Below are 26,723 nucleotides of genomic sequence, written 5' to 3'. Positions count from 1 at the left end.
CACTTACAAAATGTCTGAAGAAAGTTAAAAAGAGTTTCGTATCAAATTCAATATACGAAACTCTTTTTTTGCCTCTAAATCAATAATCCATTTTACTTTTTTAAAATTTTAATCCCGGTGTTACGGAGATTAAGCTTTCATAGCTACTATTATGCGTAATGGAGTGGACAGTGCGAATACGATATTCATAGCCCTTCACGATTGTAAAATGGACACTACCACTAACATAGGAACTGGAATTGTCAACAAATCTTTTACTATTGCCCGTATTTACCCATTGCCCCGTTGATTTATTTTTGACTTGTAAGTTAATCGTGCAAGTAATTTTCTGAACAGATGAATAACTAGATGTATCACAATTGCTCCCAATTCTTTTCGAATCTAATTTTCTTATAGAAGAATTCCCCTCTTTGATGTAGTTAGTTGATTGGACACTAATAATATCCTCTTTGATTTGAGGAGTAGTTTGCTCTGAAGCATCGATGTCTGAAGTATAAAGAAAAAATCCAATAATGAGAACACATGATGTTAGTAAAGCTTTACCCAACATTTGCATAAAAACCATTCCTTTCCAAGGATTTTTTTGTTACAAATGTTAGACGTAAGTAATAGTAAAAAGGTTTCAGTAAAATAAAGATAATTACTTAGGAGATATGCTGTCTGATGTTTTTAATTTGAGGCCATTTTCATTCCAAGCAGGTCATCGATGTTTTTTAAGTTAATCTTAAAGTTGAAAGAATTCCTGGTAGGTCTTCTAGTGGATCAGTTGTAGCAGGAACTGCTGGATTAGTAGACTTCTCAATAGGAACTGATATTGGTGGTAGTGTTCGAATTATGAAGATCTATTTTGGAATCTACGGTTTTCGACCTTCTCATAATGCAACATCCGTTAATGGTGTTATACCACTTGCTGAGAGCTTTGACACAGTTGGGATTAAGGCTGACGATATCGAGATCATTCCGGATGTAGCTGAAGTTTTGCTTGAGCAACCTAGTCATCACTCAGAAAATTTTACAACATGATATTCCCGAGGGAAGTATGGGATATGGTAGAAATACCGATACAAGAGTGAAAAGAAAAGATTGATCTACCACATTTAAGAAGAGAGGAATTGTTAATATCTGCTGAAGGGTTACAGGCTTGGATGGAAACATTCCTAATATTAAAAGGATGTGAGATTTGTAGGAATCATGGAGACTGGATTCGTGATGTTCAACCACAATTCGGTCCAGGAATTTCTGAAACTTTTTTCGTTTCGAAAGAAAAAAGACCTTTTCTTGACATTTTGTTAACCAAATAGCATGCTATACCTATATAGTTGTGCGAAAGGGTGCTCAAGGTGAAAATGGATAAAAAGGATCAGAAAATCTTAGAATTATTAGTGGGAAATGGCCGCATGTCTTATGTAGATATCGGTAAAGAATTAGGCTTGTCCAGAGTAGCGGTCCGCGAAAGGGTAAATCAATTAATTGAGGAAGGGGTTATTGAAGGATTCAGTGCTGTCATTAATTCTGAAAAAGTAGGTAAACAAGTGTCTGCTTTTTTTGAAGTGGATTGCGAGCCGTCTTCCTTAGTAGAGGTAGCTCAAAATCTGGCAGATAACCCAAGTGTTGCTAGTTGTTATCAAATGACGGGACCGAGCACGTTGCATATGCATGTGTTGGTAGAGGATTTCAAAAAGCTGGAGTCATTTATTAACGAAGAATTATATAGTTTAGAAGGTATCACTAGAGTGGAAAGTCATATTCTATTACGACGGTTTAAGAATAGAAAAGGCATGAAATTATAAGAAAGCGCCCTTTAAAATGGGCGCTTAATCTGTCATGCTAAAAAAATGGCACCATATCCCAATGCTCCGATGATCACGAATGCGGGATGGACTTTGAATTTCACTAAGAAAAGCCAGCTAAGTACGATTAATAATATGGTTTGTAATGTTCCTTCGTTCTCGTAGGATTGGAAAAAGAATTGAAACGTTAAAATACCTAGTAGTACTGCAATTGTAGGCCGGATAACCATTGTCATTCTTTTTACTTTAGGTGAGCTTTTAAACTTATTTAAAATACTAAGTAAAATAATCATTAAAATAAGAGAAGGTGCTACTGTTGCGAAAATCCCCACACTTGCACCGAGTATGCCTGCTTGTTCATAACCGATATATCCTGCCATCTTCGTAGCGATTGGACCTGGGAGCGCATTTCCGATAGCAAGTACCTCCCCAAATTCGGAAAGGCTTAACCATTCATAGCGATTCACTACTTCATTTTGAACTAAAGGAATGCTTGCGGGACCTCCGCCATAACCAACGATTCCAGGTATGAAGAAGGCGATAAAAATTTCCCAATAAATCATTGTTATTTATCATTCCCTTCTTGTTTCGGTGTTGTCGTAAAAGCAATTATCAATAATACCATGATAATAATTGCTGGGTGAATGTTAAGTAATTGTAGCAAAACAGTACTTCCGATAATCAAGGCTACATTTAACTTCCAACCTAAATCTTTTGTTCCTTTTTTGACAAAATCCCAAGTTAGTATAGCGAGCATGACACCGACAACAGGTACAATTGCGTGTGTCATCCCGATTACCCAAGGTAATTCACTAAAACTGCTTAATGAAACGAGTAAAACGATCATCGCGATAATAGTTGGTATAGTCGTTGATAATACAGCATTTATTGCACCTAACCATCCAGCGACACGGTACCCGATATACCCAGCCATTTTTGTTGCGATCGGTCCCGGGAGTGTGTTGCCGATTGCAAGAATATCAGAAAACTCTTCATCATCCATCCATTTATAGTAATCGACGACTTCTTTATGAACAAGTGGTATGGAAGAAGGACCACCACCATAGCCTAAAATACCAACTTTAAAAAATGCCCAAAAAATATGGAAGTGTTTCATCGTTGTGCTGTCTCCTTTTTCTTTATGTTTGTTGTTATCTTAACATATTTATTTTACTATAGTTAATTATAATTGTTTTATTATTTAACAAAGGAAAACGATATTCTTGTTTAAATGACTAAAGTTAATTAGAAGCAATCGTATGAAGGCTTATCGGTCAACGGTAATGGCTACAAATGGGGTAGTTACTACCCCACACTACTTAGCTTCCCAAGCAGGTATGAAAATATTGCAAAAAGGTGGTAACGTAATACATGCTGCTACGCTAGGGGTTGTCTATCCTCATATGATCAGTGGGTGACAGACACGGAGTATACAACGCCAGCTATTGATCAATTGTTATCGAAACAGTATGGCCAACAATTAGTTGAAGGAGAACAAAGAAGAAGCGGGAGCATTTACCGCATTGATTCAAGAGGAGACGCGGTGTGGTTTGGTATAGTAGATAAATGGGAAAGTGCGGTATCGATGATTCAAAGCATTTATCATGAATATAGTGCTGCAGTGGTGCCTCCAGAGTTTGGGATTTTGCTGCAAAATAGCGGGAGCTTTTTAGCAGTCAATCGATTATAACCTAAAAAACGGACCTTTCATACGCTTAATACAGCAATGTTGTTTAAAAACAACCGGTCATACCTTGTATATGGAACGATGGGGTGAAGATCAACCGCAGACCCAAGCAGCGCTAGTAACTAGAATAATCGATTACCAATATGCTGTACAAGAGAGTTAGTTCTAATATACTGAAATTAGAGAATAGAATCGATCCATTAGTTCAAGCAGCGTTAAGAAAAAAAGGCCACAATATTGAGTTAGTAGAGAGCTACAGTGATATAATGGGCACGCCGGAGCGATCTTAATAACTGATGAAAATATCAAACTTGCCGGAAGTGACCCAAGGAGTGATGGCATAGCACTTGGTTATTAATGGAGGAAAAAGTGGCTGTCATTTTGTAGGGGTGGAGCTTTTTACAAGTTTAGCATATATTATTCGTCTCTAGATTGATCTAATGCCTTTATAAAATAAGCAGTGGGCAACAATACACCAATCGCTGCTTGCAATAAAGCAAAGAACCTGGCAGTATTAACGGGAATCATATCTCCATAACCAATAGAAAGAATGGTGACACCGCTAAAATATAATAGATTGCTAAAGCTGTGCTCAATAGGAGTTTCTGCCGATAAGTCGTGCACAATCACTGTTTCCTCAAAAGATAAAGCATAATAAAGCAGAGCAAAGCCAAATGTAACACCACCCAATACAAAAAATAGTTTCATAAAGAGTGCGGTACTAAAATAACTTTTCTTATAGGTCTTATTTCGGAAAAAATAGACTAAATGAATGATGATAAAAAGAATGGCTGCGATTAATAAGAATTGTGACATGATGATACCTCCTTTACTTCATATATTAACTACTGAGCTGTAAATCAAACTTCCAAGGAAAGAAAGTATAAAATTTGGGTTCCTGTTTAGCTACGAACGTCCTACGCTAAGTCATCATCGGTTCGCTTTTCTTAAAAGGTAAGATAGTATAAAATCAGTGCAATGACTGCGTTAAGCCAAGTAGTTATTTTGAAATGTTTGATGTATATTGGCAACGCTCCGACTAATTACTTCGCTTTCCGCGGGGACGGCCTCAACTAACTTTACAAAGAAATTCACTTTGCAAAGTGGATTTTCGGCTCGCCCTATTCCCGCAGGAGTCTACGTAATTAGTCTCCGCTATGAGAAGGTGCAATAATTCGTGTCAGAAGTAATAGGTTGACTTTTATAAAATAGATAAGAGCAAGAATCGCTATCCATAAGTATAAAACCAGCAATGTTACTTCATGCTAGAGTTGTAGAGCAGAACTTAGCGAAGGGCAAACTCCACGGAAAGGGAAGTGGGCAGCCGGAGTGGTGGTCAAGCTGTTCAAATATTTCATCATTACTACCCAAGTAATAAAGGGCTGGTGGGGGTTGCCGGTTTTTCTTATTAGCTTAAAGAAATAAATCTATATATTTGTTACAATGGTCATGAAGGTTAGTAGAAAGGAAGTTTACGATTATGACGTTTGTAAATGAAGTAAAGCGTCCGATTACTCCAGATTATGATCCATGGGAAGCTTACATGGACATGGAACAATATGGGGAGATGACGTTAACCAATATAGAATTTACCACCACACATTTGTGTAATATGCGATGTGCACACTGTGCTGTTGGATACACGTTGCGTGATAAGGATCCGGATGCATTACCATTTTCTTTGTTAAAGCAACGATTAGATGAAATACCGCATTTACGCACATTAAGTATTACTGGCGGAGAACCGATGATGTCTAAAAAATCAGTGCGAGAATATGTGGTGCCGTTGCTGCGTTATGCACATGAGCGTGGCGTTCGAACACAAATTAATTCAAACTTAACATTGCCTTATTCGCGATATGAAGCGATCATTCCTTATTTAGATGTACTACATATTTCACATAATTGGGGAACGCATGAGGAATTTGCGGAAACAGGTTTTGCGAATATGGAGCGAAAGCCCACTGAAGAGAACCGTAAAAAGTATTTTGAACGAATGGTTGAAAATTCTCAACGACTTGCTGCAGAAGGTGTGATGGTCTCTGCTGAGACAATGCTGAACAAACGGACTTTTCCTTATTTAGAGTCGATCCACGATCATGTAGTGGAAATGGGGTGTACACGCCATGAGATTCATCCCATGTATCCAGTAGATTTTGCTAGCAACTTGGAAACACTCAATTTAAGAGAGATGCAAGAAGGCATTGAGCGGCTACTCGATCATCGAGACGATTCAATGTGGATGTTATTTGGAACATTGCCATTTTACCCATGTAACAGCAATGAAGAAGAGCTTGCTTTATTAAAACGATTATACAAGGAGAAAAACGTAACGGTACGGAATGATCCGGACGGGAGATCTCGTCTTAATGTTAATATTTTTTCTGGAGAAGTGATTGTGACCGATTTTGGCGATGACGCGGAGCCATCGCTCGGTAATATTCAAAACACCCCGTTACAAACTTCTTACGAGCGTTGGATGGAATCGAAAACAGCAAAAACATTGAACTGCCATTGTCCGGCGGTTAAATGCTTAGGCCCAAATATTTTGGTTAAAAATACGTATTACCAAGATGTTGATTTTACGAGAAGATCAGCAAATATCACCCTTTAAGGAAAAATATACCCCTGTTTCTTTCGCGGAAACAGGGGTAAAACGTTCATGAAGGGATATAACTGCTTTCTTTATTCCTAGTTGTTCGATTAAAAACAAATAGACAAATATACTGCTGTATCAATGCTAATATCGGTACAAAGGTAAAAATACTAATCTGGATAAACTGAAATGCCAGAAAGTAAAGGATAATCATGAGGAGAAATTGCAATACAGTGTGTGATAAGTTGCTTAAGCCAACCATGACAGCTATGTAAAAATACTCGAATGTACCAGCTTTAAAATGAGTAATGGTTGGTAGTATATATATCCAGCAAATAATCAGGGTTAGTGTAAAAGTAGTTAAAACACCATATAACGGAATTTTAACAATCGTATTAGCCACTTGGGGAACATAATACCAATTGAAATAAACTAGTACACTAAAGGTGGATAGTAACCACCCTGTTAGATTAGCAACCTTAAAATTATCCTTGTAGTATTTTTTCATTGATTGTTTAAGAGGTTGATAACTGTTGTGAATGTAAAGCTGCCGAATACAAGCATAAGTAGCAGTGATCGCAGGGAATAACCCTAGTACCACTCCTCCGCGAAGGATATACAAATAACAATAGCATTGAATTTTAATTATTTCCCATAACCATACTACCAACCAATTTAATTTCTCCAATGCTCATTCCTCCTGTTAACTCTTTACGGCACCTTCCGTTATACCTGCTATAAATTGCTTATTAAAAATCAAGAAGACAATTAAAATAGGAATCGTCGCGAGAAACGTACCCGCTAAAATCATCGGATAATCCGTTGTATAAGCATCGTTCAATGTTCTAAGCGCAATTTGTATCGTATGTGAACTTTTATCCTTTAATACTACAAGTGGCCACAAGAAATCATTCCAGGAGTTCATATACGTAATAATACCAAGTGTGGCGAATGCGGGTTTAATAGCGGGAACAACAATATTCCAGTAAATACGGAAGTTACCGCAACCGTCTATTTTAGCTGCCTCCATTAAATCGTTTGGAATCGAGCTGGCAATATATTGACGCATGAAGAATACACCAAATGCGTTTACCATACCTGGTACAATAACTGCTTGTAGTTGATCCACCCATCCTAGGGCACTAATAATCATAAAAGATGGAATTAACCCAAGTTGTGGTGGCACCATCATGGTAGCTAATAGAAAGATGAAAAAGAAATTTTTATATTTAAAATCTATTTTTGCAAATGCAAATCCTGCTAGTGAACAGAAGAACAGAACGGCAATCGTGATGGTTGTAGATATGATGAAGGAATTTAACAGTGAGCCAAAGAAATCAATTCGTTCAAATACCTTTTGCATGTTTTCAACAAAATTCGGGCCTGGCAATAATGCTGGAGGTATTTTATTTACTTCTGAATTCGTATTAGAGCCGATGACGAACATCCAGTAAAAAGGAAAGATAGAGATAATGGATGCGAAGGTTAAAAAAATGTATAAGAAAAACTTAGGTACTTTCTTTTCTCCTACTTCTCTCAATGGGGATCCCCTCCTTCTAAGACTTGATCCGTTGTGTTAGGAACATGTTAAATAATGAGAACAAAATGATGATGACAAATAAAACCCAAGCGATAGCAGCACCGTATCCAAAGGAAAAGCGAGTAAATGCTTCTTCATATAAATATAGCGTCATGGTTAATCCTTGATTACTGGCACCACGCCCAAATAATAGTGGCTCAGCAAAGATCTGCATACCACCAATTGTTGATAAAATAACGGTAAATAGGATAATCGGTCGCATTAATGGAATGGTTAAATAAAGAAATTGCTGTGTTTTACTGGCGCCATCAATAGTGGCCGCTTCATATAAATCTTTGGAAATTCCTTGAAGTCCTGCTAAATAGATAATCGTATTGTATCCAACCCAGCGCCACATAACCATAGCCGATATTGCCAGTTGTGTTCCGAGATATGACCCTTTCCAATCATAAGGCTCTAATCCAAATAAGGTTAAGCCATAATTGATGACACCATAGTTAGTTCCGAACATAGCGGAGAAAATAATAGCAACAGCAACAACGGACGTGATATTAGGCATGAAGACAGCAAGTCGAAAAATGCCTTTTGCTTTTAAGAAGGCTTGATTTAAAATAAATGCTAATATTAATGCGAGAATTAATTGAGGAACGGTAGAAATAACCCATATACTAAACGTGTTACTTACTGATTTCCAAAATAAAGGATCATTTGTAAGCAGAGCTTGATAATTGGATACCCCAATAAATTCTCTTTCACCGAGCACGTTCCATTTGTGAAGGGATAAGTATGCTGTAAAAATTAATGGATAAACACCAAAAATTGCAAAAAGGATAAAGAAGGGTGATATAAACAGGTATCCTGATAGGGCATCATGTATTTTAGGACGATACTTTTTCTTAGTCTTATTATCGACTTCGGAGTGTACGGTATTATGCTCAACCATTTTTTTACCTCCTTTGTTTACCAATTCTTAGTATGAGAAGGATAAGAAGCGAAGTGTCAGCTTCTTACCCTTCTATATGAGTGCTAACGTGATATTTGCCTGTCAATTTCTTCTAAGGCATTATTCCACGCCTCTTCCGGGGTTACCGAACCATCATGTATCGATGTAAGAGCATCATCGATAATCGTGTTAACAGTTGAAGTGTCTGGTGAGCGGTAAACATATTCAACACGTTCAGCAGCTTCACCGAACATTACCCCTAAATCATCACGGGTAAAGAATGGATCGTTATAGTTTTGCACTTCTTCATGATCATACAATTCTGGTGTAGATGGAAAGTTCCCATAGCTTTTGAAAATTTCCAATTGTTGCTCTGGAGCCATTAGCCAGGAAATAAAGTCATATGCTTCTTGAGGATGATCACTTTGGGCAGGAATTGTTAGCAATGAGCCACCCCAGTTTCCGGAAGCCTCAGGAATTTGAGCGACATTCCATAATCCTTCTGTGTCTGGGGCATCATCTTTAATGCGTTGCAACATCCACGGTGGTAAGAAAACCGTAGCAAAATCGCCTCGAGCTAACGCAGCGCCATATTCAGTGGATTCCCTTTCGATCCCTGGTTGAATGTCAATTGCTTCAACAGCTAATTCCCATGCCTTAGCAATTTGTTCACTTTCTTCAATAATCAAATTGTTCTCTTCATCAAAATATTGCTCTTCTCCTTGATCACGAATAACACCGTAAATTTCAGCAATATGATTAAACATATATCCGCCGGTAGCATCTTGTATCTGTCTACCAGCCTCAATATAATCTTCCCATGTGCTTAATTGACTGGATACCTCATCAGGATCAGTTGGTAAGCCAGCTTCTTCAAAAATATCCATTCGATATGCCATTGCCATCGGACCAACATCTGTTGGAATTCCTAATACGAACGAGCCATCAGGAGAAGAGGCTTCGCGCCATCTCCATTCCAGAAAATCACCTTTAATATCTTCTGCACCGTAGTCATTTAAATTATGGAATTGATCAGGATTGACTTTAAATTGTTCTATATAAGCTGATTCAACAACTGCAACATCCGGGGCACCTGAACCGGCACCTAGAGCTGTTAGTAAGTTTTGATGGTGATCGGCATACTCTGCTTCTTGGATATTAATTGTGACATTTCCGTTCTCTTCCTGGTATCGTTCAATTTGTTCATCGATTCCCATTCCCGGGAAAACCCACATTGTTAACTCTACATTTTCACCGGAACCATCTGATCCACCAGAGCCATTATCACCTGATCCACTGGATTCATCGTCTTCTGAACATGCAGCTAAACAAATAAAGAGGACGAAAAACAATAATGAAAGCGCATACTTTTTTAGCATTACTCATTAACCCTCCTATAATTCTTTATTATATTAATTAGCTGTTGATGGCTAACCAATACCAAATAAGATAACTTAGTTAGTCCTAAGGATAAACAAAGTTAAAGTACCATGATTTACTTGAGAGTAATACAAGTTGTGAAAAGTTCAGGTTACATTCGTATGGAAGTCAATTTTGGAGTTTTTGTGGAGTACTTGAAGCTATATTATGTGAAAAATTGTTAAGATATTACTATATACACGTTGTTTTTATCAACATTTACATTTATCTTTGTGCTGAGATTTGTGCAATATTCTTACGTAGTAAACCTATATACTATGTAAAGCAGTAAGTCGGTTTGCTAATAGCAGGATAGAGTATTTCCAATCATGGAAAAATGTTACTCCATACATGACAAATGTCATTTTAAAGTGCTGACAATTGCGTCTTATAAAATAGCTTAAATTGGAGTAAACTGCATATATAGTAAGCTTCGAAAGTAGGGATGATGATGAGCAAACAAAAACAAGCGAAATTAAGAAAAGATGTCATGCCGTATGCAACATCGAAAACAAAAACAAGCATGATTCAATTATTCAACACGATACCACCATTTTTTATATTGTGGTTTTTGGCATATCAAAGTTTGTCGGTCTCCATTTTCTTGAGTCTTGCATTCTCAGTTGTTGCGGCAGGATTTATGGTACGAACATTCATTATTTTTCATGATTGTGCCCACCAATCCTTTTTCAAAAATAAGAAATGGAACCGTGTGATTGGAACATTGACAGGTGTTCTTACTCATTTTGCTTTTGAAAAATGGAAAAGAGAGCATTCGATTCACCATGCAACAAGTGGAAACTTAGATCAACGTGGTACTGGTGATATTTGGATTATGACAGTTAATGAATATGAACAAGCTAGTAAATGGCAAAGGTTACAATATCGTTTATACCGTAATCCTTTTGTGATGTTCGGTTTAGGTCCATTTTCATTATTCTTGTATGAAAATCGCTTTAATCGGAAAGATGCTCGTAAGAAAGAGCGCTGGAATACGTATTTAATCAACTTTATGTTAGTTGCAATCTATGCGATTATCGTGCTGACATTAGGATGGCAGGCGATTTTACTTGTCCAACTACCGATTGCATATGTAGCAGGTGTTCTTGGTATTTGGTTGTTTTATGTTCAACATCAATTCGAGGATTCCTACTTTGAGAATGAATCGGAATGGGATTATGTGAAGGCTGCTGTGGACGGAAGCTCTTATTATAAGTTGCCAAAATGGTTGGAATGGATGACAGGGAATATTGGTTATCATCATGTTCATCATCTAGCACCAAGAGTGCCGAACTACCATTTGGAGAAGGCGCACCAAGAAACACCGCCATTGCAAAAGGCAACAACAATTACCTTGAAGACAAGCTTGGAATCAATTCGCTTTCGACTATATGATGAAGAGCAAAAGACTTTTATTAGTTTTAAGGAAATGAAACAGCGAAGTAAAAAGAAATCAAATATTTCGTTACCTTCGACTAAAGGTAGGCAGACAATTCGTTCCTGATAAATTCCCCCTGTCCCATTGTTCCAATTCTTTTTGGTACAATGGTGATGGGGGTTATTTATATCTGAAAGTGAAGTGCTGAGATTCATTAAGTATTTGTCATAAAAACAGAGATGATAGACAAATTTGCCAGGAGAACAAAATATAGATAAACAATAAATGTACATGTTTATCCTACGTGAGGTGATTTCAATGAGGCATTGGTATGATATATTCCCTCGGAACACGGGGTTAAGTTTATATATCTGGATCATTTTTTGTGTGTTGCCATTTTATTTTATCTTCCATTCCACTTCCCTTTGGGAGATTGCGGCAGGAATAGCCGCAACAATGTTGTTTTTTGGTGTGTATTGGATGACTTTTAATTCGCACGGTCCATTGGTATACATAGGATTAAGTATTGAATTTGTGATAAATATCATGATGACGATGTTATTTGGATATGTTTATTTTGCACTATTCATTGCTTTTTATATAGGAAATATTCGCAGTAAAGCAGGTTTTATTACGATGTATGTTATCCATCTCGTTACTACTGTTGGAGCGATGACAGCAGGATTTTTACTAAATTATTCCTTGTTTTTAAGTCAAATTCCCTTTTTAATTATGACTATTTTAGGGGTTATATTAATCCCGATAAATCGCTATAATCGATTAAAACAGGAGAAATTGGAAGGACAGTTGGAAGATGCGAATAGAAAAATATCACAATTAGCGATTATAGAAGAACGGCATCGGATTGCAAGAGATTTACATGATACATTGGGGCAAAAGTTATCGATGATTGGATTAAAAAGTGAATTATCTGCCAAACTGGTCGAAAAAGATCCTAAAGCTGTCAAAAAAGAGCTGCAAGATGTGCAGGACACTGCTCGTCAAGCATTGAAAGAAGTTCGCGAAATGGTTTCCAATATGAGAAGTATCCGATTAAGTGAAGAAGTGGAACATGCCAAGCAGTTACTAGATGCAGCAGAAATAGGGTCAGAGATTACATTTGAAGCTGATGGCGATCATCTCCCGCTTTTTTTAGAAAACGTGTTAAGTATGTGTTTAAAAGAAGCAGTAACCAATGTAGTGAAGCATAGCCATGCTTCTTCCTGTTTGATTAATATTACCGAAACAAATCAGGCTATACAACTGGCAGTGGTTGATAATGGTATCGGTAATGCGAGTAATAGGAGCTATGGAAATGGTTTAAAAGGAATGAAAGAGCGGCTGGAATTTGTCAATGGGACATTAGCTATCAAGAGAAAAAAAGATGGTTTTGAAGTGTATATATCTGTTCCGAAAGTTTTGAAACAGATAGAAGAGGAGGAAGAGCTGTGATCCGGATTGTGCTAGCTGAAGATCAACAGTTGTTATTAGGAGCGCTAGGTGCTTTGTTGGATTTAGAGGAAGATATGGAAGTGGTCGGAAAAGCCAATGATGGGGAAGAAGTATTGGCTTTAGTAAAAGAAGAAATGCCAGATATTTGCTTAATGGATATCGAAATGCCGGTAATGACAGGGCTGGATGCAGCGGAACAGTTACGAAACCACGCTTGTAAAGTAGTAATCCTCACGACATTCGCAAGACCGGGATATTTCGAAAGAGCAAGAAATGCCGGTGTTAGTGGCTATTTATTAAAGGATAGTCCTAGTGAGGATTTGGCACAGTCGATTCGCCAAATTATGAGAGGAAAACGGGTTTATTCACCGGAATTAATAGATATCGCCTTTTCGGAAGAGAACCCTCTAACAAGAAGAGAAATCGAAGTAATGAAATTGTTAGCGGAAGGAAAAACGACAAAAACTATTGCAAAAGAACTTTTTTTATCCAATGGAACGGTTCGGAATTATATATCTATTATTCTAGATAAACTAGAGGTGGATAATCGTATTGAGGCGATTGCAAAAGTGAATGAAAAGGGCTGGTTAAAATAGAAACTGTTTTTCGGTTTCTATTTTTTGCATTTTGATGTAAAAGGGCATACAATAACTTTCGTGACTAGAAGTAATTTAAAAGAAGATGTTCAAAAAGTCATCTCATTCAGCAACTTTTTGAACACGCACAATAAGGGAGTGAGAGAATGACTACAACTGTTCAAAAGCGAGGAACTATCGTTGCATTGTTACTGGCAGGATCTTTTATCGCGATATTGAATCAAACGTTAATGATTACAGCAATTCCTCCGATTATGAATGAAATGGGAATTACTGCTAACTCAGCACAATGGTTAACGACGATTTTTATGCTAGTAAATGGAATAATGATTCCTATTAGTGCGTTTCTGATAGATCGATTTACGACGAGGCAATTATTTATTACTGCAATGACTGTATTTACTTTCGGTACGTTGGTAGCAGCATTAGCACCGAATTTTGCTGTATTATTAGCTGGACGGGTCATTCAGTCTGCTGGTGCAGGTGTGATGTTACCATTAATGCAAACTGTATTTCTTATGATATTCCCAGTTAATAAACGGGGATCAATTATGGGATTAGTAGGGTTAGTTATCTCTTTTGCTCCAGCAATTGGTCCATCATTATCAGGATGGGTTACAGAACATTATTCATGGCGCGTCTTATTCTACATAATATTGCCTATTGCTATTATTGATATCATCATCGCATATTTTGTGATGAAAAATGTAACCGAGATTTCGAAACCAAAGCTAGATATCCCATCGATTATCTTATCATCACTAGGGTTTGGTGGGCTGTTATATGGCTTTACAAGTGCTGGGAATAACGGTTGGGGCTCCCCGATTACGATTGTTGTTTTAATAATAGGGGTTATTTCACTAATCTGGTTTATTTTAAGACAATTGAAATTACGACACCCAATGTTAGAGTTTCGAGTCTTTACTTATTCGATTTTCCCATTAACAGTAACGCTTGGTATGATTGCATTTATGGGGTTAATTGCAGTGGAAACTCTTGTGCCGTTGTACATGCAGGAAGCTAGGGATTTTACGGCCGTACAATCAGGGCTGGTTATTTTACCAGGTGCACTAATTACCGGCTTTATGTCTCCGATAACAGGACGGATATTTGATAAAATTGGTGCAAGATGGCTTGCGATTGTAGGCTTTTCATTAATGGTAATCGGCTCATTCCTATTCACGATTTTAGATGATAAAACATCGATTACGTATTTGACAATTGTGTTTGCAATTAGAATGCTAGGTATTTCTATGGTAATGATGCCTGCAGCGACTGCTGGTTTAAATCAATTACCAAAAAAACTAATTGCCCATGGTGCAGCAATGGATAATACATTGCGTAATGTGTCAGCATCTGTTGGTACGGCAATTATCGTTACAGTATTAACACAGGCAGAATCAATTGCTGAACAAAGCGGTGATCAATTCCCAGGGATAACTGGCGCGAATACAGCCTTTTTAGTCCTTTCGATTATCACCTTAATAGGTTTAATTCTATCCTTTTTTATTAAAAACAGTAAGCCGTATGATGAAGAAGAAGGAGATTAGTATGCAAGCTAATCTCCTTTTTGTGCTTTATAAGGACAGTATACAATACGCAGCATGATAGTGTTTTTGTATCATAGATGGTCATTTTGAAATGATATGTAGACGGAAAGCATCGCTCCGGCTGCCCGCTTCCCTTTCCGTGGTGTTTTACCTTCAGCTAACTTTTCCAAGCAATAACCGCTTGAAAAAGTGGATCTTCAGGTAAAACAGTTTCCACAGGAGTTGAAGCGGGCGGCCTCCGCTATGAAACAGCTCTATAATGTATGTATCAGCTAACTTTTTGTGGTTTTATATAGTGTGAAATAAAAGACGTAATGTCCATACGTTAAAACAATCTAGAACGTTATTTAGCATAGGCGTCCACTTCGACTCCTGTAGGATCAGGGTGATCTGAAGATCCACTTTTGTAAAGCGAAGTGGGCAAGCCGCAGCGGTTGTTACGCCTATTATTCATGTCAAAATAACTACTTTGGACAGGACCGGGTGTGCTTTACCGGTTTTTCTTAGTTTTGGGATGAGTTATATCTGAAGGATGAAATGCCCGGAGAATCAATAATGGTTATCCTTGTGATCAATTTTTACTATGCCAAAAACATAACAGGACCTTATCAAATGGTAAAAAAGATTTATTTTACAGTGTAATATGTCGATATTTTTGGAAACTATTGACTGAACATATGTATACGTTTACAATTTTTGTTATAAGAAATGGAGTCTAGAGTAAAACTCACCTCAAAAATAACAACGTTGTTATATGGTGAGGCTAGTATAGGAAGGAGGATTTTGGTAGTTTATTAACAATTAAATAATTTTAGGAAGGTGATGAGATGAAAAAACATCAACGAATGTTTGCGATATTTGCAATAACTCTCCTTTTAGTATCTAATTTTCAAGTAGTCAATATTACAGCCGAAACTACTAGTAATCAGGGGGAAAGTGGTATGGAATTTGTTGCTTTTGGTTCCAATACATCTATTGACAAAAATCCAGATCCTACTTTCCATTCCGAAAATGTAGCAACTATTGAGGCAAATGGCGGTAAAATATCCAGCACTGTCGATGGAATCTCCTTTTTATATGATTCTATTTCTGCTCAATCCAATTTCGAAATAAAGGCAACAGCTACAGTTGAATATTTTGAGCCTGATAATCAGGTTTCCTTTGGATTAATGCTAAGAGATGAAATTGGTGAGCACCACAGTTCTGTTGGACATGAGTCTAACTATGTAGCTGTCGGTGCATTAGATCAGGTTATAAAAGGCTTTTACAAAAGAGATTCCTTAGCAAAATTAGAAGGGTTTGCAAATAATAAAATTCCTATAATGAATGAAGTATACCAATTATCTATAAAGAAAACAGGCGAGACGTACTTACTTGAATCCAATGGAGAAACCGAAACATTTACAGCAGAGGATATTTTTTCGGAAAATATACATGTTGGTGTTTATGCAGCAAGAGGAGCGAAAGTTAGATTTGATGACATTACAATTATAGAGTCACAAAATGTAAGCGGTTTAGAAATTAATGAGGAACTTTTGGAGAAGCGAGAGTATTTAATTGGTGAAGAACTAGATTTAACAGGCCTTGAAGTGACCGCAATATATGATGACGGTACAACAGAAATTCTTTCGCCAGAGGATTATGTTGTCACGGGCTTTGATAATAGTGAGAATGGTACTAATACGTTAACCATTCATTATAATGGAGTCACTGAAACTATCGATGTCGAAATCGTTCCTCATACAGTGACAGGTTTAGAAGTCAAGTACTACCCAGCTAAAGAAAAGTACTATGTAGGTGACATATTTCATCCGGAAGGCTTAGTCATTGAAGCTACATATAATGACGGCTTTATTACAGAGGAAATACCAGATGAGCTATATACACTAAGTATTAATGGTGAGGAGATAGGAGAAGGTACGGTACTAGATGAGCCAGGGACTCATGAAGTTGTAGTTACTTCAATAGAGAGGCCGGAAGTATCGACAGTCTTTGAGATCGAAGTGATGGAAGAAAGGGTTCAAGAACTAGAGGTGCGTCAACTTCCAAATAAGCTAATCTATTTCTTAGGGGATGAACTCGATCTTTCAGGGATGGCCGTCTATGCTATTTACACTGATGGGCATGCAGTAAGGTTGATACCATCAGATTTAGAAGTTCATGGTTTTGATTCTGAAACGATAGGAGAAAAGGAGCTTACTATTCAGTACAAACAAGCTGAAACATCAGTTCCAATTACAGTGAAAGAAAAAGAATTGCAACAGATGGAAATACAGGACTATCCACAAACCACCTTTTTTGTTGGGGATACCTTTCAAAGTGATGATTTAACGGTCGCAAAAGTGTATGACAATGGGGATGTAGAATTACTTGATGAAGCAGATTTTGCCATAGATGCTTCTTCATATGACTCTCGTAAACCTGGTGTATATGTGATAAAGATCGAGCCGAACATTGATGGGTTATCAGCTATAACGTATTCTGTCACTGTTCGTGAACAAGAGGCACATGAATGGAAGTCAACTCATTTCGGACAATCTACATCATCTAAGAATAATACGGTAGAAATATTAGATGATGGAGCAGTGAAATTAGCTGCTGAAAATGGAGGTAAAATTACGGGAGATCATGATGGTATTTCATATTATTATACAGAATTAGATGCCAATCAAGACAATTTTGTTTTATCTGCAGATATTAAAGTAATAAATTATGCTAAAGACCCTCATGATGGACAAGAGTCGTTCGGTATGATGGCAAGAGATGCTATCGGAATAGAAGGTGACTCTGCTGTTTTTGCTTCTAATATAGCTGCAGTTGGTGGGTTTAGTGGAGGCACTAGAGATCCGAATGGAACGCAGCTTTTGGCTAGAACAGGCGTACTATCATCTGATGGTGAAGGCAGTCAAGGACTACAGCGTATCATGATAGACGAACAGAAGCCAACATTAGAAACAACGGAAACAAATTATCGTTTAACACTAGCAAAAACAAATAGTGGTTTTGTCGGGAAACTAAATAATGGCGAAGAGCATCATATTTTTGAACCAGAAATATTAAACGTTCAAAATGATAAAATGTATGTTGGTTTTTATACTGCACGAGTAGCGACGATTGAAGTAAGTAACATTGATTTGACTGTAAGTGCTATAGAAACAGATGCACCGAAAGTAGAACCACCAAAAGATCCAGTTACACCTAAATTAGATATTGTATCATTGGATAAAACGGCAGATGCTGACTATTCATTTATGTTTAAATCAAATGTTGATGGGAGAGTGACTGTTAGGAAAGGACATGATATTATTGCGGAAGATATCCATGTTACAGGAAATGAATTAGTTGATCTTGAAACAACACTAGAATCTAATCTCAATACTAATTTTACTGTTGTGTTTGTCCCTGATGATACGCAAGAGCTGACAGATTACAGTTCGATTATACAAAATTTCACTGTGTCAATGAAAACTTACGCGGGTGAAGAAGGGAATATTTACGTTGCCCCAGATGGTACAAGTAAGGGAGATGGGTCAAGGGAGCAGCCTTTAGATTTAGACACGGCTATTGATTATGTACAAAAAGGTCAGAAAATTATAGTGCAGGAAGGTCATTATCTTCGCAATAAAAGATTGGAGATTGCCAAGTACAATGACGGAACAGAAGAAGACAGAAAAGTTTTAATAGCCGATCCTGAGGCGGACAATAGGCCAGTCATTGATTTTGATACCCGAACAGAAGGTGTTGTCCATAGTGGAGATTATTGGCACATTAAAGGGATTGATTTTACACGGTCAGGCCCCAATATGAAAGGATTTCATATTGGAGGTAGTCATAATATTATTGAGAATGTTGCTGTTTATGAAAATGGTGATACCGGATTACAGATAAGCCGTACAGATCAAGCAAATACTATAGAGGAATGGCCTTCCAATAATCTTGTTTTAAATAGTATGACATTCGATAATCGGGATCCTTCTGAAAATAATGCGGACGGGTTCGCAGCGAAATTGACAGTAGGAGAAGGTAATATATTTCGGGGTTCCATTTCACATAATAACATTGACGATGGTTGGGATCTATACACTAAAGTAGGAACTGGGGCAATTGGTGCAGTCACTATTGAGAATAGTATTGCTTTTAATAATGGCTATGTAACAGGAAGTGAACCTGGTAATGGTAGTAAAAATGGATTCAAGCTTGGTGGAGAAGGTGTATATGTCCCACATGTGATTCGAAATAGTATTGCATTTGGTAATGGTGCAGTAGGTTTTGATAGTAATAGTAATCCAGTTGTGATTGCAGAGAATAATTATGCATTTGATAACGAAGGTGGCAATATTTCGTTTACCACTTATTCTGGAATTGAGGAGAACTTCTCAATTGACGGCTTCATTTCTTTCCATACGAAAGAAGGAAATGCTGAAGAAGCGGTAGATCAATATCCATCACGCCTTCTAACAAATAATAATTTTATGTACACTGGCCAGGAAACTGCGAATCAATCTGGTGATCAGGTCCCTCAAGATGTTTTAGCTGTCTTAGAAGAAATTACGGAATTTGAAAGAGATCAAAATGGCCAAATCATCTGGGGAGATATTTGGGATACCTTTAATGAATTTATGGCACAATATGAAGAACCATCAGATGATGACATAGAAGAGGATGAAACAGATCCTTCAGAAAAACCAGATGAAAATAAAGACAATCCATCACTTCCAGATAGTGATTCAGAACCGGATTCGACTGACGGAAGTACGGATCGTGACAGTGAATCAGAGGAAGTCCCTGTTATCACAAAACCAGATATAAACGATGGAGTAGCAGCGATTGATTTATCAGACATAGAAAAAATCAGCGATGGTAATCTGCTTATTGTCGAATTCCCAGTAGAAAAGGGACCAGTAACCATTCAATTAACAGAGGATCAAGTTAAACTGTTGAAAGATAAAGGAGCTGCTCTCCATATTCGAAATAATGAGGTAGAGTTAATCATTCCTTCCGTAATTTTGGTAGAGGCTGAAGCACTTATAACACTGGACAAACTTGCTGATATAGAACATGCTGCAAGTGCTGTCTATGATTTTACTATTAAACAGAATGATGAGGAAATAAGTGAATTTGGTACTCATTCTGTCACGATTTCTTTTATCTTAAAAGAACAAAGAATTGATAATCTAAATGAATTAAGTATCTATCACTTAAACGAGGATAGTCAAAAATGGGAATCGGTTGGCGGAAATTATAAGGACGGAAAAGTAACAGCAAATGTTCAACATTTTAGTACTTTCACTGTATTGGATAAGGATAGTGAGCAAGCTGAGCAGGCAATTATTGAAAAAAGTGGAGGATCCACACTCCCAAGTACAGCAACCAATATCTTTCAATGGATTTTGATAGGAATTGCCTTCATTGTTAGTGGTGTGACTATAGGTGTTTTGGCAGTCCGAAAAAACCGAAACGATAGTAGGATGAAAACTTCTCGATAGATTGAATAAAGAAGAGTGGTAAATTGCTAATACCACTCTTCTACTGTTTTTTCGTTTTAGTTAGTCTTACCTTTCTATACTGCTTATGTCAAAAATAGATTTAACACCATCTCACAACGAAACAGTATAGAAGTCAAGCGAGGATAGCCAAGAAATCATAGCTGTAGAAGACTCATGTATAAGTAGTTTCGTCGACTAGTGCATTTAATTGATTAATCACTGACGCTTATGTTTAGGAATTGCTTGTTCAATAAAGTTGTCTGCCAGTTTTCTTAGTTCCTTTTTCATTGTCTCGCCTTCCATCGGTAAACCGTGACCAGCGATTATCATGTCGGGGTTTAGATCAGCTAGCTTTTTGACAGTCTCTTCTGCGCTAATCCAGTCTTCAGTAAAATAAGCAGGTGGTCCGTAAACGTGCTGTAAAGGGAAAAACACTGCCCAGGATGACTCTGGTTTTTCAGTTGAAAGGGCATCACCTGCAATTAAAACACGATCTTTTTCACGAAACAAACTAATGTGACCGGGGGTGTGTCCGGGTGTTTTGATGTACTGCCAATCCTCGAGAAAAGGAACAGAACCATCATTTGGTAATGCTGTTACAAGACCTTCCAAGTGTTCTGGCTTGGTAGGAAATATTGTTGATAATAATGAAATCATTCCTCCACCAACAGTTGGATCCCCTGGAGGGTATTCCTTCTTGCCTGTGACAAAATCCATTTCGTTTTCGTGGATATATATTGGTGCGTTCCAGTATTCTGTCAATTTTTTCGCGGAACCGATATGATCAAAATGACCATGGGTTAATATAATTGCTTGTGGTGGTTTATTGCCATAACGGTATTCGCAAGCGTGAAGAATTCTATCATGATATTTGCGCGTGCCACTATCGATTAAGACCCAATCTTCATTTGGAGCACCGATCATGATGACGTTAACAACAAGAGTCCGGTAATAAGCGATATCTGGAAGGACTTCTTCCGGAATGGCATGGTCTAAATCATGTTCAAGGTCTTTCCACTTATCAATATGTTCTTGATCCATTGTTTTTCCCACCTTATTTGTACGTAAACTATCATCCTTATTTTGGTGTGAAATGAACAGATTTATACTATTATCTGAAAATTAAAAAAAGCGCTTGTTGTTTTTTAAGTAGTATGATATGATTTGTAGCAAATCCAAGTGATGTATTTACAATTTAATAAAACGCAAGATTTTCTTATCCAGAGAGGTGGAGGGACTGACCCTGCGAAGCCTCGGCAACCAGCACGTATGTGCCCGGTGCCACTTTCAGAGAATCGATTTTGATTCGAAGATGAGAAGATTCGACCACGATTGTTTTTTGTGTAGTATAATGTAATTAATCGTAGAATCCTTCTCTATCTTTTATAGGGAAGGATTTTTTTATTTCAAAATAAGGTGAGGAGAATGTACAAATGATGGAAAAATAATTCTTGAAATTGTTGTTACATTAGGTAACTCCCTTAATGGTGAAGTGATTGATGCAGAACAACCAGAAATTCCGAGACAAAGCTTAGCACAAACATAAGTAAAAATTATGTAAAAAATGAAAAACCCCTTTACATGTATGGACAAATTAGTAAAAAATGATAAAATTTTAGTAAGTCGATGTGAGGGAGTTCGATCGAGATGAAAATGTGGATGAAAAAATTAACCGTTTTATTAGTGACGATATTAACGCTTGGGTTATATGTTCCCCCTATCTACACTAATGCTGATGTAGACCTAGGCAAAAAGGACATTGAGCCAAGCGAAGATCAGTCGAAACAAGTAGATAAAGAAGAAATTGAAGATTCGATAACAGAAGAAAACTTAATTCTTGAAGACTCGAATCAACTTTATCTCGAGGAATTAAATCATCTTGCAAAAGAACAAGTGCAAACAAAGCTAGGTACAAAAATCTCGGCAAAAGTGAATGGAGATCTTAATCGAACTGTCTTACCAAATCTTGAAACGGTATTAGATGCACTATATAAAGAAATTGGTGAAGAAGAAAGCCAATATTTAATGATTGCCGAAGAGCCCTCAGGCGGATATGGAGAGCGTATCTTTAACTTATACCATATAAAAGATAAAGAAAATGTTGCAAAGTTTCATGTCAATCGGTTAAGAAGACCACAAGACGGTTATTATTTTCAATTCCACTATCATTTGCAAGTCGATCAATTCGAAGAGCACTTCCCGATAGCAGAAGTTTATTGGGGAAAAGATACACCACCAAAATGGATGTCGTAATAGATAGGATGCCTTACGTATAGGAGGGCATCCTTTTTAACCATAATATTAGAAATATAATATGTCAGAATTTTAAAACATTTCCCTTTATTTTAATCCAAAATATCGATAAAATAGATGTTATCGTGAATTTTTTCATTTTAGGGAATTTATTAACAAAGGAGCCACAAAAAATGCCTATCAAAGTGCCGGATTTATTACCAGCCAAGAGTAAGTTACAAGAAGAGAATATTTTTGTTATGGATGAAAGCCGGGCATTTAAACAAGACATTCGGCCACTTAAAATATTAATATTAAATTTAATGCCATTAAAGCAGCAAACCGAAACCCATTTATTACGATTATTAGGAAACAGCCCATTACAATTAGAGGTAGGATTATTGCATACGAGTACACATACTTCCAGGAATACATCGGTAGAGCATTTAAAGCAATTTTATAAATCGATTGATGATGTAAAGGCTAATAGATATGATGGACTAATCATTACTGGTGCACCAATTGAAAAACTAGCTTACGAAGAAGTGAATTACTGGGATGAACTGTCTGAAATTATGAAGTGGAGTAAAACGAATGTCACCTCTACCCTGCATATTTGTTGGGGTGCAATGGCAGGTCTCTACTATCATTACGGGGTAGATAAGTATATGATGCCGGAAAAATTATCAGGCATTTATACACATACGCTCAATGAACCAAGAGAGAAGTTAGTCAGTGGTTTTGATGAGGAGTTTTTAGTGCCCCATTCACGTCATGCTGATATACGAAAAGAAGATATCGAAAAGGTCTCAAGATTGAAGATATTAAGTGAGTCGGAGCAAGCGGGAGTATATATGGTCGCCTCAACAGATGGTAAACAAATCTTTGTTACAGGCCACCCAGAATATGATGCTTTAACATTAAAGAAAGAGTTTGATCGGGATATGGCAGCTGGATTAAACCCGATCATACCAGAAAATTATTATCCGAATAATGATCCGAATCAAACACCAAAACTACGCTGGCGCACACATTCTAATATATTGATCTCTAATTGGCTGAATTATTATGTTTATCAGGAAACACCCTATGAATTATAATCAAAGCTTGGAACCTATTAAGTAAATGGAATAGGTTTTAAGCTTTTTTTGATTATAAGGCAAGAAAGTATAAAAGTGTGTGCTTGTCTAGCTCCGAGCGCCCAGAAACTAGGCGACTTCACGAATCGCCCTACGATAAAGAAGACTTGCCGATTGGTGAAACCAGAGGCTTAGTCGCACTTATGCCTTTAGGTGAAAGTCATCATCGGTTCGTAAACTCACCGGGGTTCCTTTATCTCAGTTGATCCGCTCCAGTCGCTACGCTTCTAAACGGGCGCTCTGTGCTTTCCTTAATATAGGAAAGCATATAATCCGCGGTATCAACGCATTTGTAAGCAGAGTTGCCATTTTGAAATAGCTTGTACAGGAAACCATCGCTGCGGCTGTCCACTTCGACTCCTGTGGGATCAGCGTGATCTGCAGATCCACTTTTGTAAAGCGATCTTCTTTGCAAAAGTTAGCTGAAGATACGCCCCACGGAAAGCGAAGTGGGCAAGCTGAAGCGGTTGTTACGCCTATTATTCATGTCAAAATAACTACTTTGGACAGGACCGGGTGGGCTTTCCCGGTTTTTCTTATAGTAATTCAGAAGTATTGCGATTAATTAGTATAACGCTTCCTCATTTAGAATTAATACTTATAAAATGGTTTAAATCACAAACTTTGTGTAAAACATTAGTAAATGGTTTGTATGAGGTGAGTGATGTTGAGTAGTTCTAATAAAAAGATAAAAATAATTACCGCTCCAGGATTTGCAGATGATGTCATTGATGAAATGAAAAGTGATTTGCCTTCCTTGTTGAAGTATTATGTTGATGAAACAGTGGATTGGGAATTTGAACACGAAACAGATCCTTTAACAGGATCGACAGAGAATGCAAGGGAGATTTTGGAATTAATATTAGAAAATGCACAAGAATATGATAATGTTTTTTTGATTTGTTTAACAGATTTACCGTTATTCCATAATAGTAATGTTGTGGTTGCTGAAGCATATGAAAAAAAGAATATAGCATTACTTAGTTTACCTGCTCTTGGATCTACCCCAATGGTCAAACGAATTAGGGCATCTATTATCCAATTAGTCAATGAAATGTACAGAGGAGTCACTGATGAAGACCAACAAAAATTGACAGATAAGATAGAGGAAGCAGCTAAAGACGGTCTAAGAATTGTTAATGGTTATATACTAGTTAGCAAAAAAGGGCTAGAGAGGTTCTCTCCAGTTAGAAGAGAAACACCTCAAAATGGTGAGAAAAATATCGATGTTCGTTTTACTATTCCTTCTAAATACTTAGGAGGCTTACGAATTTTGCCTGGTATGGTACGGGCGAACCGTCCTTCTAGAATGTTTCCATCTTTCATAAAAGTAATGGTTGTTGCATTTACCACAGGAACTTATGCCTTAATTTTTCCGACTTCATGGATGTTAGCGAGTGAATATGAGACGTGGCGTATGATTATATTAAGCGTTGTGTCTATTATTGCGATGGTAACTTGGATTATCGTCGCTCATAAATTATGGGAATCCCCAAGAATTGAAACAAATAACCTAAAAAGAATGTTATACAATATAACCACGGTTTGTACATTGGTCATTTCAGTTACATTATTCTATTTAAACTTATATCTTCTGTTCTTAATTGCTGTTTTTTTATTCATTCCTATCGGTATGTTAGAATCGCAAGTAAGTTCTCACGTTAATTACAGTAATTACTTTTACATAGCGTGGATTATCACCAGCTTTGCAACAATCATCGGTGCTTTAGGAACAGCCTTAGAAAGTGAAGAAACAATACTTTCTGCAACTTATGGATATCGACAAAAAAAGCGGTATGAGCAGTTAAAAGAAAAAGAAAAGAAACAACAACCTTTGAAATAAGCTTTTAATGAAAAACCGGGCTCAAGATTGTGCCCGGTTATACTTAATGTAGTTTTTGTTGATAGTGTGCATAGGAATCTGTAGCGAGGGTTACGGCCTGGGCGAATGCTGCACCTCCGCCTAATGCAGCACTAACAGCAATTGTTTCCATTAGTTCCTCCTGGCTAGCACCGTTTTCTACAGCACCTTTTGAATGATAAATAATACAATACTCGTCCTGGGCATAAATACTAATCGCTAACGCCATGAGTTGCTTTTGCTTTTTACCAATTGTTCCATCCTTAAATGCCTCTTCGGTAAACTCAAAATATCCTCTAGTCATTTCAGGTAAGTATTCTTCCATCCTTCGAGTGCCACGTTTGAAATCTGCTATGGATTGATCAAAATAGTTTACATGTTCATTATTTTCCATCTTTTTATCCCGCCTTTCATTTTAATGTGTGAAAAAGCATAATATTTTATACAAGTGGTGATAGACAGAAGCGAAGAAACTCAGTTAAAATTTGTAGAGGGGGGAATAAAAGGTGAGTGAAACTAACAATAAAGTACAACTAAAGGTAAGAGACAATGGCTCGATTCTAGTAACAGGAGATGTTGAATTAGTGGATGCAGAGGGAAATCCATTCGAAACAAAACAAAAATTTTCCCTGTGTCGATGTGGTGCATCCAAAAACAAACCGTTCTGTGATGGATCACATAAAGAAATTGGTTTCCAGGACCAAATCAGAGCGAAATAAGTTTGCCAAGCACACAAGGATTTTGTGTGCTAATGCTTTTTTTCTATTTTGAAAGTATGTTGTTTTAAACTCTCGTTAAGTGGTATTACATCTGTAACGCTACTAAAAGAGAGGAGAAATGATTATCTATGACACAACACAGAGATGTCGAAGTCGAAAGAAAAGAGAAGAAATCAGACTCTAGTAAAGTTGGCGTTGCTGTAATTAAATATATAACCTATTTAATTATTTTCTTTGGAATTTTGTGGTTCCTTATCACCTACGTCTTTGGTCGATTGTTATAATTGAAATAGTGAAGCAGAAGGCACAGCCAGTTCGGTTAGTGCCTTTTCCTT

25 protein-coding genes and 1 riboswitch are annotated in these 26,723 nt (G+C 37.2%); of the genes, 15 read left to right on the top strand and 10 right to left on the bottom strand.

Going from position 1 to position 26,723, the window contains the following annotated elements; all coding sequences use genetic code 11:
• Nucleotides 1-100: 100 nt before the first annotated feature.
• Nucleotides 101-556 (bottom strand): DUF6147 family protein, encoded by a 456-nt coding sequence (locus GHT08_RS15865; protein ID WP_163582449.1) that lies wholly within the window; start codon nucleotides 554-556, stop codon nucleotides 101-103.
• A 182-nt stretch (nucleotides 557-738) separates the two neighbouring features.
• On the opposite strand from GHT08_RS15865, the gene GHT08_RS15860 reads away from it, so the two are divergent.
• On the top strand, nucleotides 739-1,023 hold the full coding sequence (locus GHT08_RS15860) for an amidase family protein (protein WP_163582469.1): 285 nt from the start codon (nucleotides 739-741) through the stop codon (nucleotides 1,021-1,023).
• 317 nt (nucleotides 1,024-1,340) lie between these two features.
• Nucleotides 1,341-1,790, top strand: a complete 450-nt coding sequence (locus tag GHT08_RS15855; protein WP_163582448.1) for an Lrp/AsnC family transcriptional regulator — start codon at nucleotides 1,341-1,343, stop codon at nucleotides 1,788-1,790.
• A 32-nt stretch (nucleotides 1,791-1,822) separates the two neighbouring features.
• On the opposite strand, the gene GHT08_RS15850 is transcribed toward GHT08_RS15855, so the two are convergent.
• Together GHT08_RS15850 and GHT08_RS15845 are read right to left on the bottom strand one after the other, a co-directional pair.
• Complete coding sequence (locus GHT08_RS15850; RefSeq protein WP_163582447.1) at nucleotides 1,823-2,353, bottom strand: chromate transporter; 531 nt, start codon at nucleotides 2,351-2,353, stop codon at nucleotides 1,823-1,825.
• A gap of 2 nt (nucleotides 2,354-2,355) precedes the next feature.
• A complete protein-coding gene (locus GHT08_RS15845) occupies nucleotides 2,356-2,907 on the bottom strand; it encodes a chromate transporter (RefSeq protein WP_163582446.1) in 552 nt (183 codons plus the stop codon).
• A 142-nt stretch (nucleotides 2,908-3,049) separates the two neighbouring features.
• Here GHT08_RS15845 and GHT08_RS15840 point away from each other — a divergent pair, with 142 nt between their 5' ends.
• Nucleotides 3,050-3,208 (top strand): hypothetical protein, encoded by a 159-nt coding sequence (locus GHT08_RS15840; RefSeq protein WP_163582445.1) that lies wholly within the window; start codon nucleotides 3,050-3,052, stop codon nucleotides 3,206-3,208.
• The gene (locus tag GHT08_RS15835; protein ID WP_163582444.1) at nucleotides 3,205-3,480 is read left to right on the top strand and encodes a gamma-glutamyltransferase; all 276 of its coding nucleotides are present in this window, start codon (nucleotides 3,205-3,207) and stop codon (nucleotides 3,478-3,480) included. The genes GHT08_RS15840 and GHT08_RS15835 overlap by 4 nt, the downstream gene beginning before the upstream one ends.
• A gap of 414 nt (nucleotides 3,481-3,894) precedes the next feature.
• On the opposite strand, the gene GHT08_RS15830 is transcribed toward GHT08_RS15835, so the two are convergent.
• Entirely contained in the window at nucleotides 3,895-4,293 is a 399-nt protein-coding gene (locus GHT08_RS15830) for a potassium channel family protein (RefSeq protein WP_163582443.1), read from the bottom strand.
• Between the two features lie 664 nt (nucleotides 4,294-4,957).
• Between GHT08_RS15830 and yfkAB the strand changes: the two genes are divergently transcribed.
• Entirely contained in the window at nucleotides 4,958-6,091 is a 1,134-nt protein-coding gene (gene yfkAB, locus GHT08_RS15825; RefSeq protein WP_163582442.1) for a radical SAM/CxCxxxxC motif protein YfkAB, read from the top strand.
• A 46-nt stretch (nucleotides 6,092-6,137) separates the two neighbouring features.
• Here yfkAB and GHT08_RS15820 read toward each other — a convergent pair whose 3' ends face one another.
• The 4 genes from GHT08_RS15820 to GHT08_RS15805 all read right to left on the bottom strand — a co-directional run bounded on the left by GHT08_RS15820 (nucleotide 6,138) and on the right by GHT08_RS15805 (nucleotide 9,935).
• On the bottom strand, nucleotides 6,138-6,761 hold the full coding sequence (locus GHT08_RS15820; RefSeq protein ID WP_163582441.1) for a YesL family protein: 624 nt from the start codon (nucleotides 6,759-6,761) through the stop codon (nucleotides 6,138-6,140).
• A 15-nt stretch (nucleotides 6,762-6,776) separates the two neighbouring features.
• Complete coding sequence (locus GHT08_RS15815) at nucleotides 6,777-7,613, bottom strand: carbohydrate ABC transporter permease (RefSeq protein WP_018932131.1); 837 nt, start codon at nucleotides 7,611-7,613, stop codon at nucleotides 6,777-6,779.
• Nucleotides 7,614-7,629: 16 nt separating this feature from the next.
• Complete coding sequence (locus GHT08_RS15810) at nucleotides 7,630-8,556, bottom strand: carbohydrate ABC transporter permease (protein ID WP_193568313.1); 927 nt, start codon at nucleotides 8,554-8,556, stop codon at nucleotides 7,630-7,632.
• 83 nt (nucleotides 8,557-8,639) lie between these two features.
• Entirely contained in the window at nucleotides 8,640-9,935 is a 1,296-nt protein-coding gene (locus GHT08_RS15805; RefSeq protein WP_163582440.1) for an ABC transporter substrate-binding protein, read from the bottom strand.
• 491 nt (nucleotides 9,936-10,426) lie between these two features.
• Here GHT08_RS15805 and desA point away from each other — a divergent pair, with 491 nt between their 5' ends.
• From desA to GHT08_RS15780, 5 genes are all read left to right on the top strand, one after another.
• Nucleotides 10,427-11,479 (top strand): Delta(5) desaturase DesA, encoded by a 1,053-nt coding sequence (desA, locus tag GHT08_RS15800; protein WP_163582439.1) that lies wholly within the window; start codon nucleotides 10,427-10,429, stop codon nucleotides 11,477-11,479.
• Between the two features lie 192 nt (nucleotides 11,480-11,671).
• Nucleotides 11,672-12,805 (top strand): sensor histidine kinase, encoded by a 1,134-nt coding sequence (locus GHT08_RS15795; RefSeq protein WP_163582438.1) that lies wholly within the window; start codon nucleotides 11,672-11,674, stop codon nucleotides 12,803-12,805.
• A complete protein-coding gene (locus GHT08_RS15790) occupies nucleotides 12,802-13,401 on the top strand; it encodes a response regulator transcription factor (protein WP_163582437.1) in 600 nt (199 codons plus the stop codon). The genes GHT08_RS15795 and GHT08_RS15790 overlap by 4 nt, the downstream gene beginning before the upstream one ends.
• 146 nt (nucleotides 13,402-13,547) lie before the next feature.
• The gene (locus GHT08_RS15785) at nucleotides 13,548-14,951 is read left to right on the top strand and encodes an MDR family MFS transporter (RefSeq protein ID WP_163582436.1); all 1,404 of its coding nucleotides are present in this window, start codon (nucleotides 13,548-13,550) and stop codon (nucleotides 14,949-14,951) included.
• 827 nt (nucleotides 14,952-15,778) lie between these two features.
• On the top strand, nucleotides 15,779-20,437 hold the full coding sequence (locus tag GHT08_RS15780; RefSeq protein WP_163582435.1) for a bacterial Ig-like domain-containing protein: 4,659 nt from the start codon (nucleotides 15,779-15,781) through the stop codon (nucleotides 20,435-20,437).
• A gap of 216 nt (nucleotides 20,438-20,653) precedes the next feature.
• Here the strand turns inward: GHT08_RS15780 and GHT08_RS15775 are convergent, their stop codons facing one another.
• The gene (locus GHT08_RS15775) at nucleotides 20,654-21,478 is read right to left on the bottom strand and encodes an MBL fold metallo-hydrolase (protein WP_163582434.1); all 825 of its coding nucleotides are present in this window, start codon (nucleotides 21,476-21,478) and stop codon (nucleotides 20,654-20,656) included.
• Nucleotides 21,479-21,650: 172 nt separating this feature from the next.
• Nucleotides 21,651-21,756: riboswitch (SAM riboswitch) on the top strand.
• 328 nt (nucleotides 21,757-22,084) lie between these two features.
• On the opposite strand from GHT08_RS15775, the gene GHT08_RS15770 reads away from it, so the two are divergent.
• From GHT08_RS15770 to GHT08_RS15760, 3 genes are all read left to right on the top strand, one after another.
• Nucleotides 22,085-22,690: a YpjP family protein gene (locus GHT08_RS15770; protein WP_163582433.1), complete on the top strand. Its 606-nt coding sequence runs from the start codon at nucleotides 22,085-22,087 to the stop codon at nucleotides 22,688-22,690.
• A 173-nt stretch (nucleotides 22,691-22,863) separates the two neighbouring features.
• Nucleotides 22,864-23,769 (top strand): homoserine O-acetyltransferase MetA, encoded by a 906-nt coding sequence (gene metA, locus GHT08_RS15765; protein ID WP_163582432.1) that lies wholly within the window; start codon nucleotides 22,864-22,866, stop codon nucleotides 23,767-23,769.
• A 703-nt stretch (nucleotides 23,770-24,472) separates the two neighbouring features.
• Nucleotides 24,473-25,651, top strand: coding sequence for a hypothetical protein (locus GHT08_RS15760; protein WP_163582431.1), 1,179 nt, complete (start codon nucleotides 24,473-24,475; stop codon nucleotides 25,649-25,651).
• A gap of 43 nt (nucleotides 25,652-25,694) precedes the next feature.
• Here the strand turns inward: GHT08_RS15760 and GHT08_RS15755 are convergent, their stop codons facing one another.
• Nucleotides 25,695-26,063 carry a carboxymuconolactone decarboxylase family protein gene (locus GHT08_RS15755; protein WP_163582430.1) on the bottom strand — a complete coding sequence of 123 codons (369 nt, stop codon included), beginning with the start codon at nucleotides 26,061-26,063 and terminating at the stop codon, nucleotides 25,695-25,697.
• Nucleotides 26,064-26,175: 112 nt separating this feature from the next.
• On the opposite strand from GHT08_RS15755, the gene GHT08_RS15750 reads away from it, so the two are divergent.
• Complete coding sequence (locus GHT08_RS15750; RefSeq protein WP_163582429.1) at nucleotides 26,176-26,388, top strand: CDGSH iron-sulfur domain-containing protein; 213 nt, start codon at nucleotides 26,176-26,178, stop codon at nucleotides 26,386-26,388.
• A 128-nt stretch (nucleotides 26,389-26,516) separates the two neighbouring features.
• Nucleotides 26,517-26,672 (top strand): hypothetical protein, encoded by a 156-nt coding sequence (locus tag GHT08_RS15745; protein ID WP_163582428.1) that lies wholly within the window; start codon nucleotides 26,517-26,519, stop codon nucleotides 26,670-26,672.
• Nucleotides 26,673-26,723 lie beyond the last annotated feature (51 nt).

It is taken from the genome of Gracilibacillus saliphilus, from assembly GCF_010994085.1.
Lineage (GTDB): Bacteria > Bacillota > Bacilli > Bacillales > Amphibacillaceae > Gracilibacillus > Gracilibacillus lacisalsi.
Note: the sequence above shows the minus strand (reverse complement) of the source record. Positions and strands in the feature narration are given on the sequence as shown.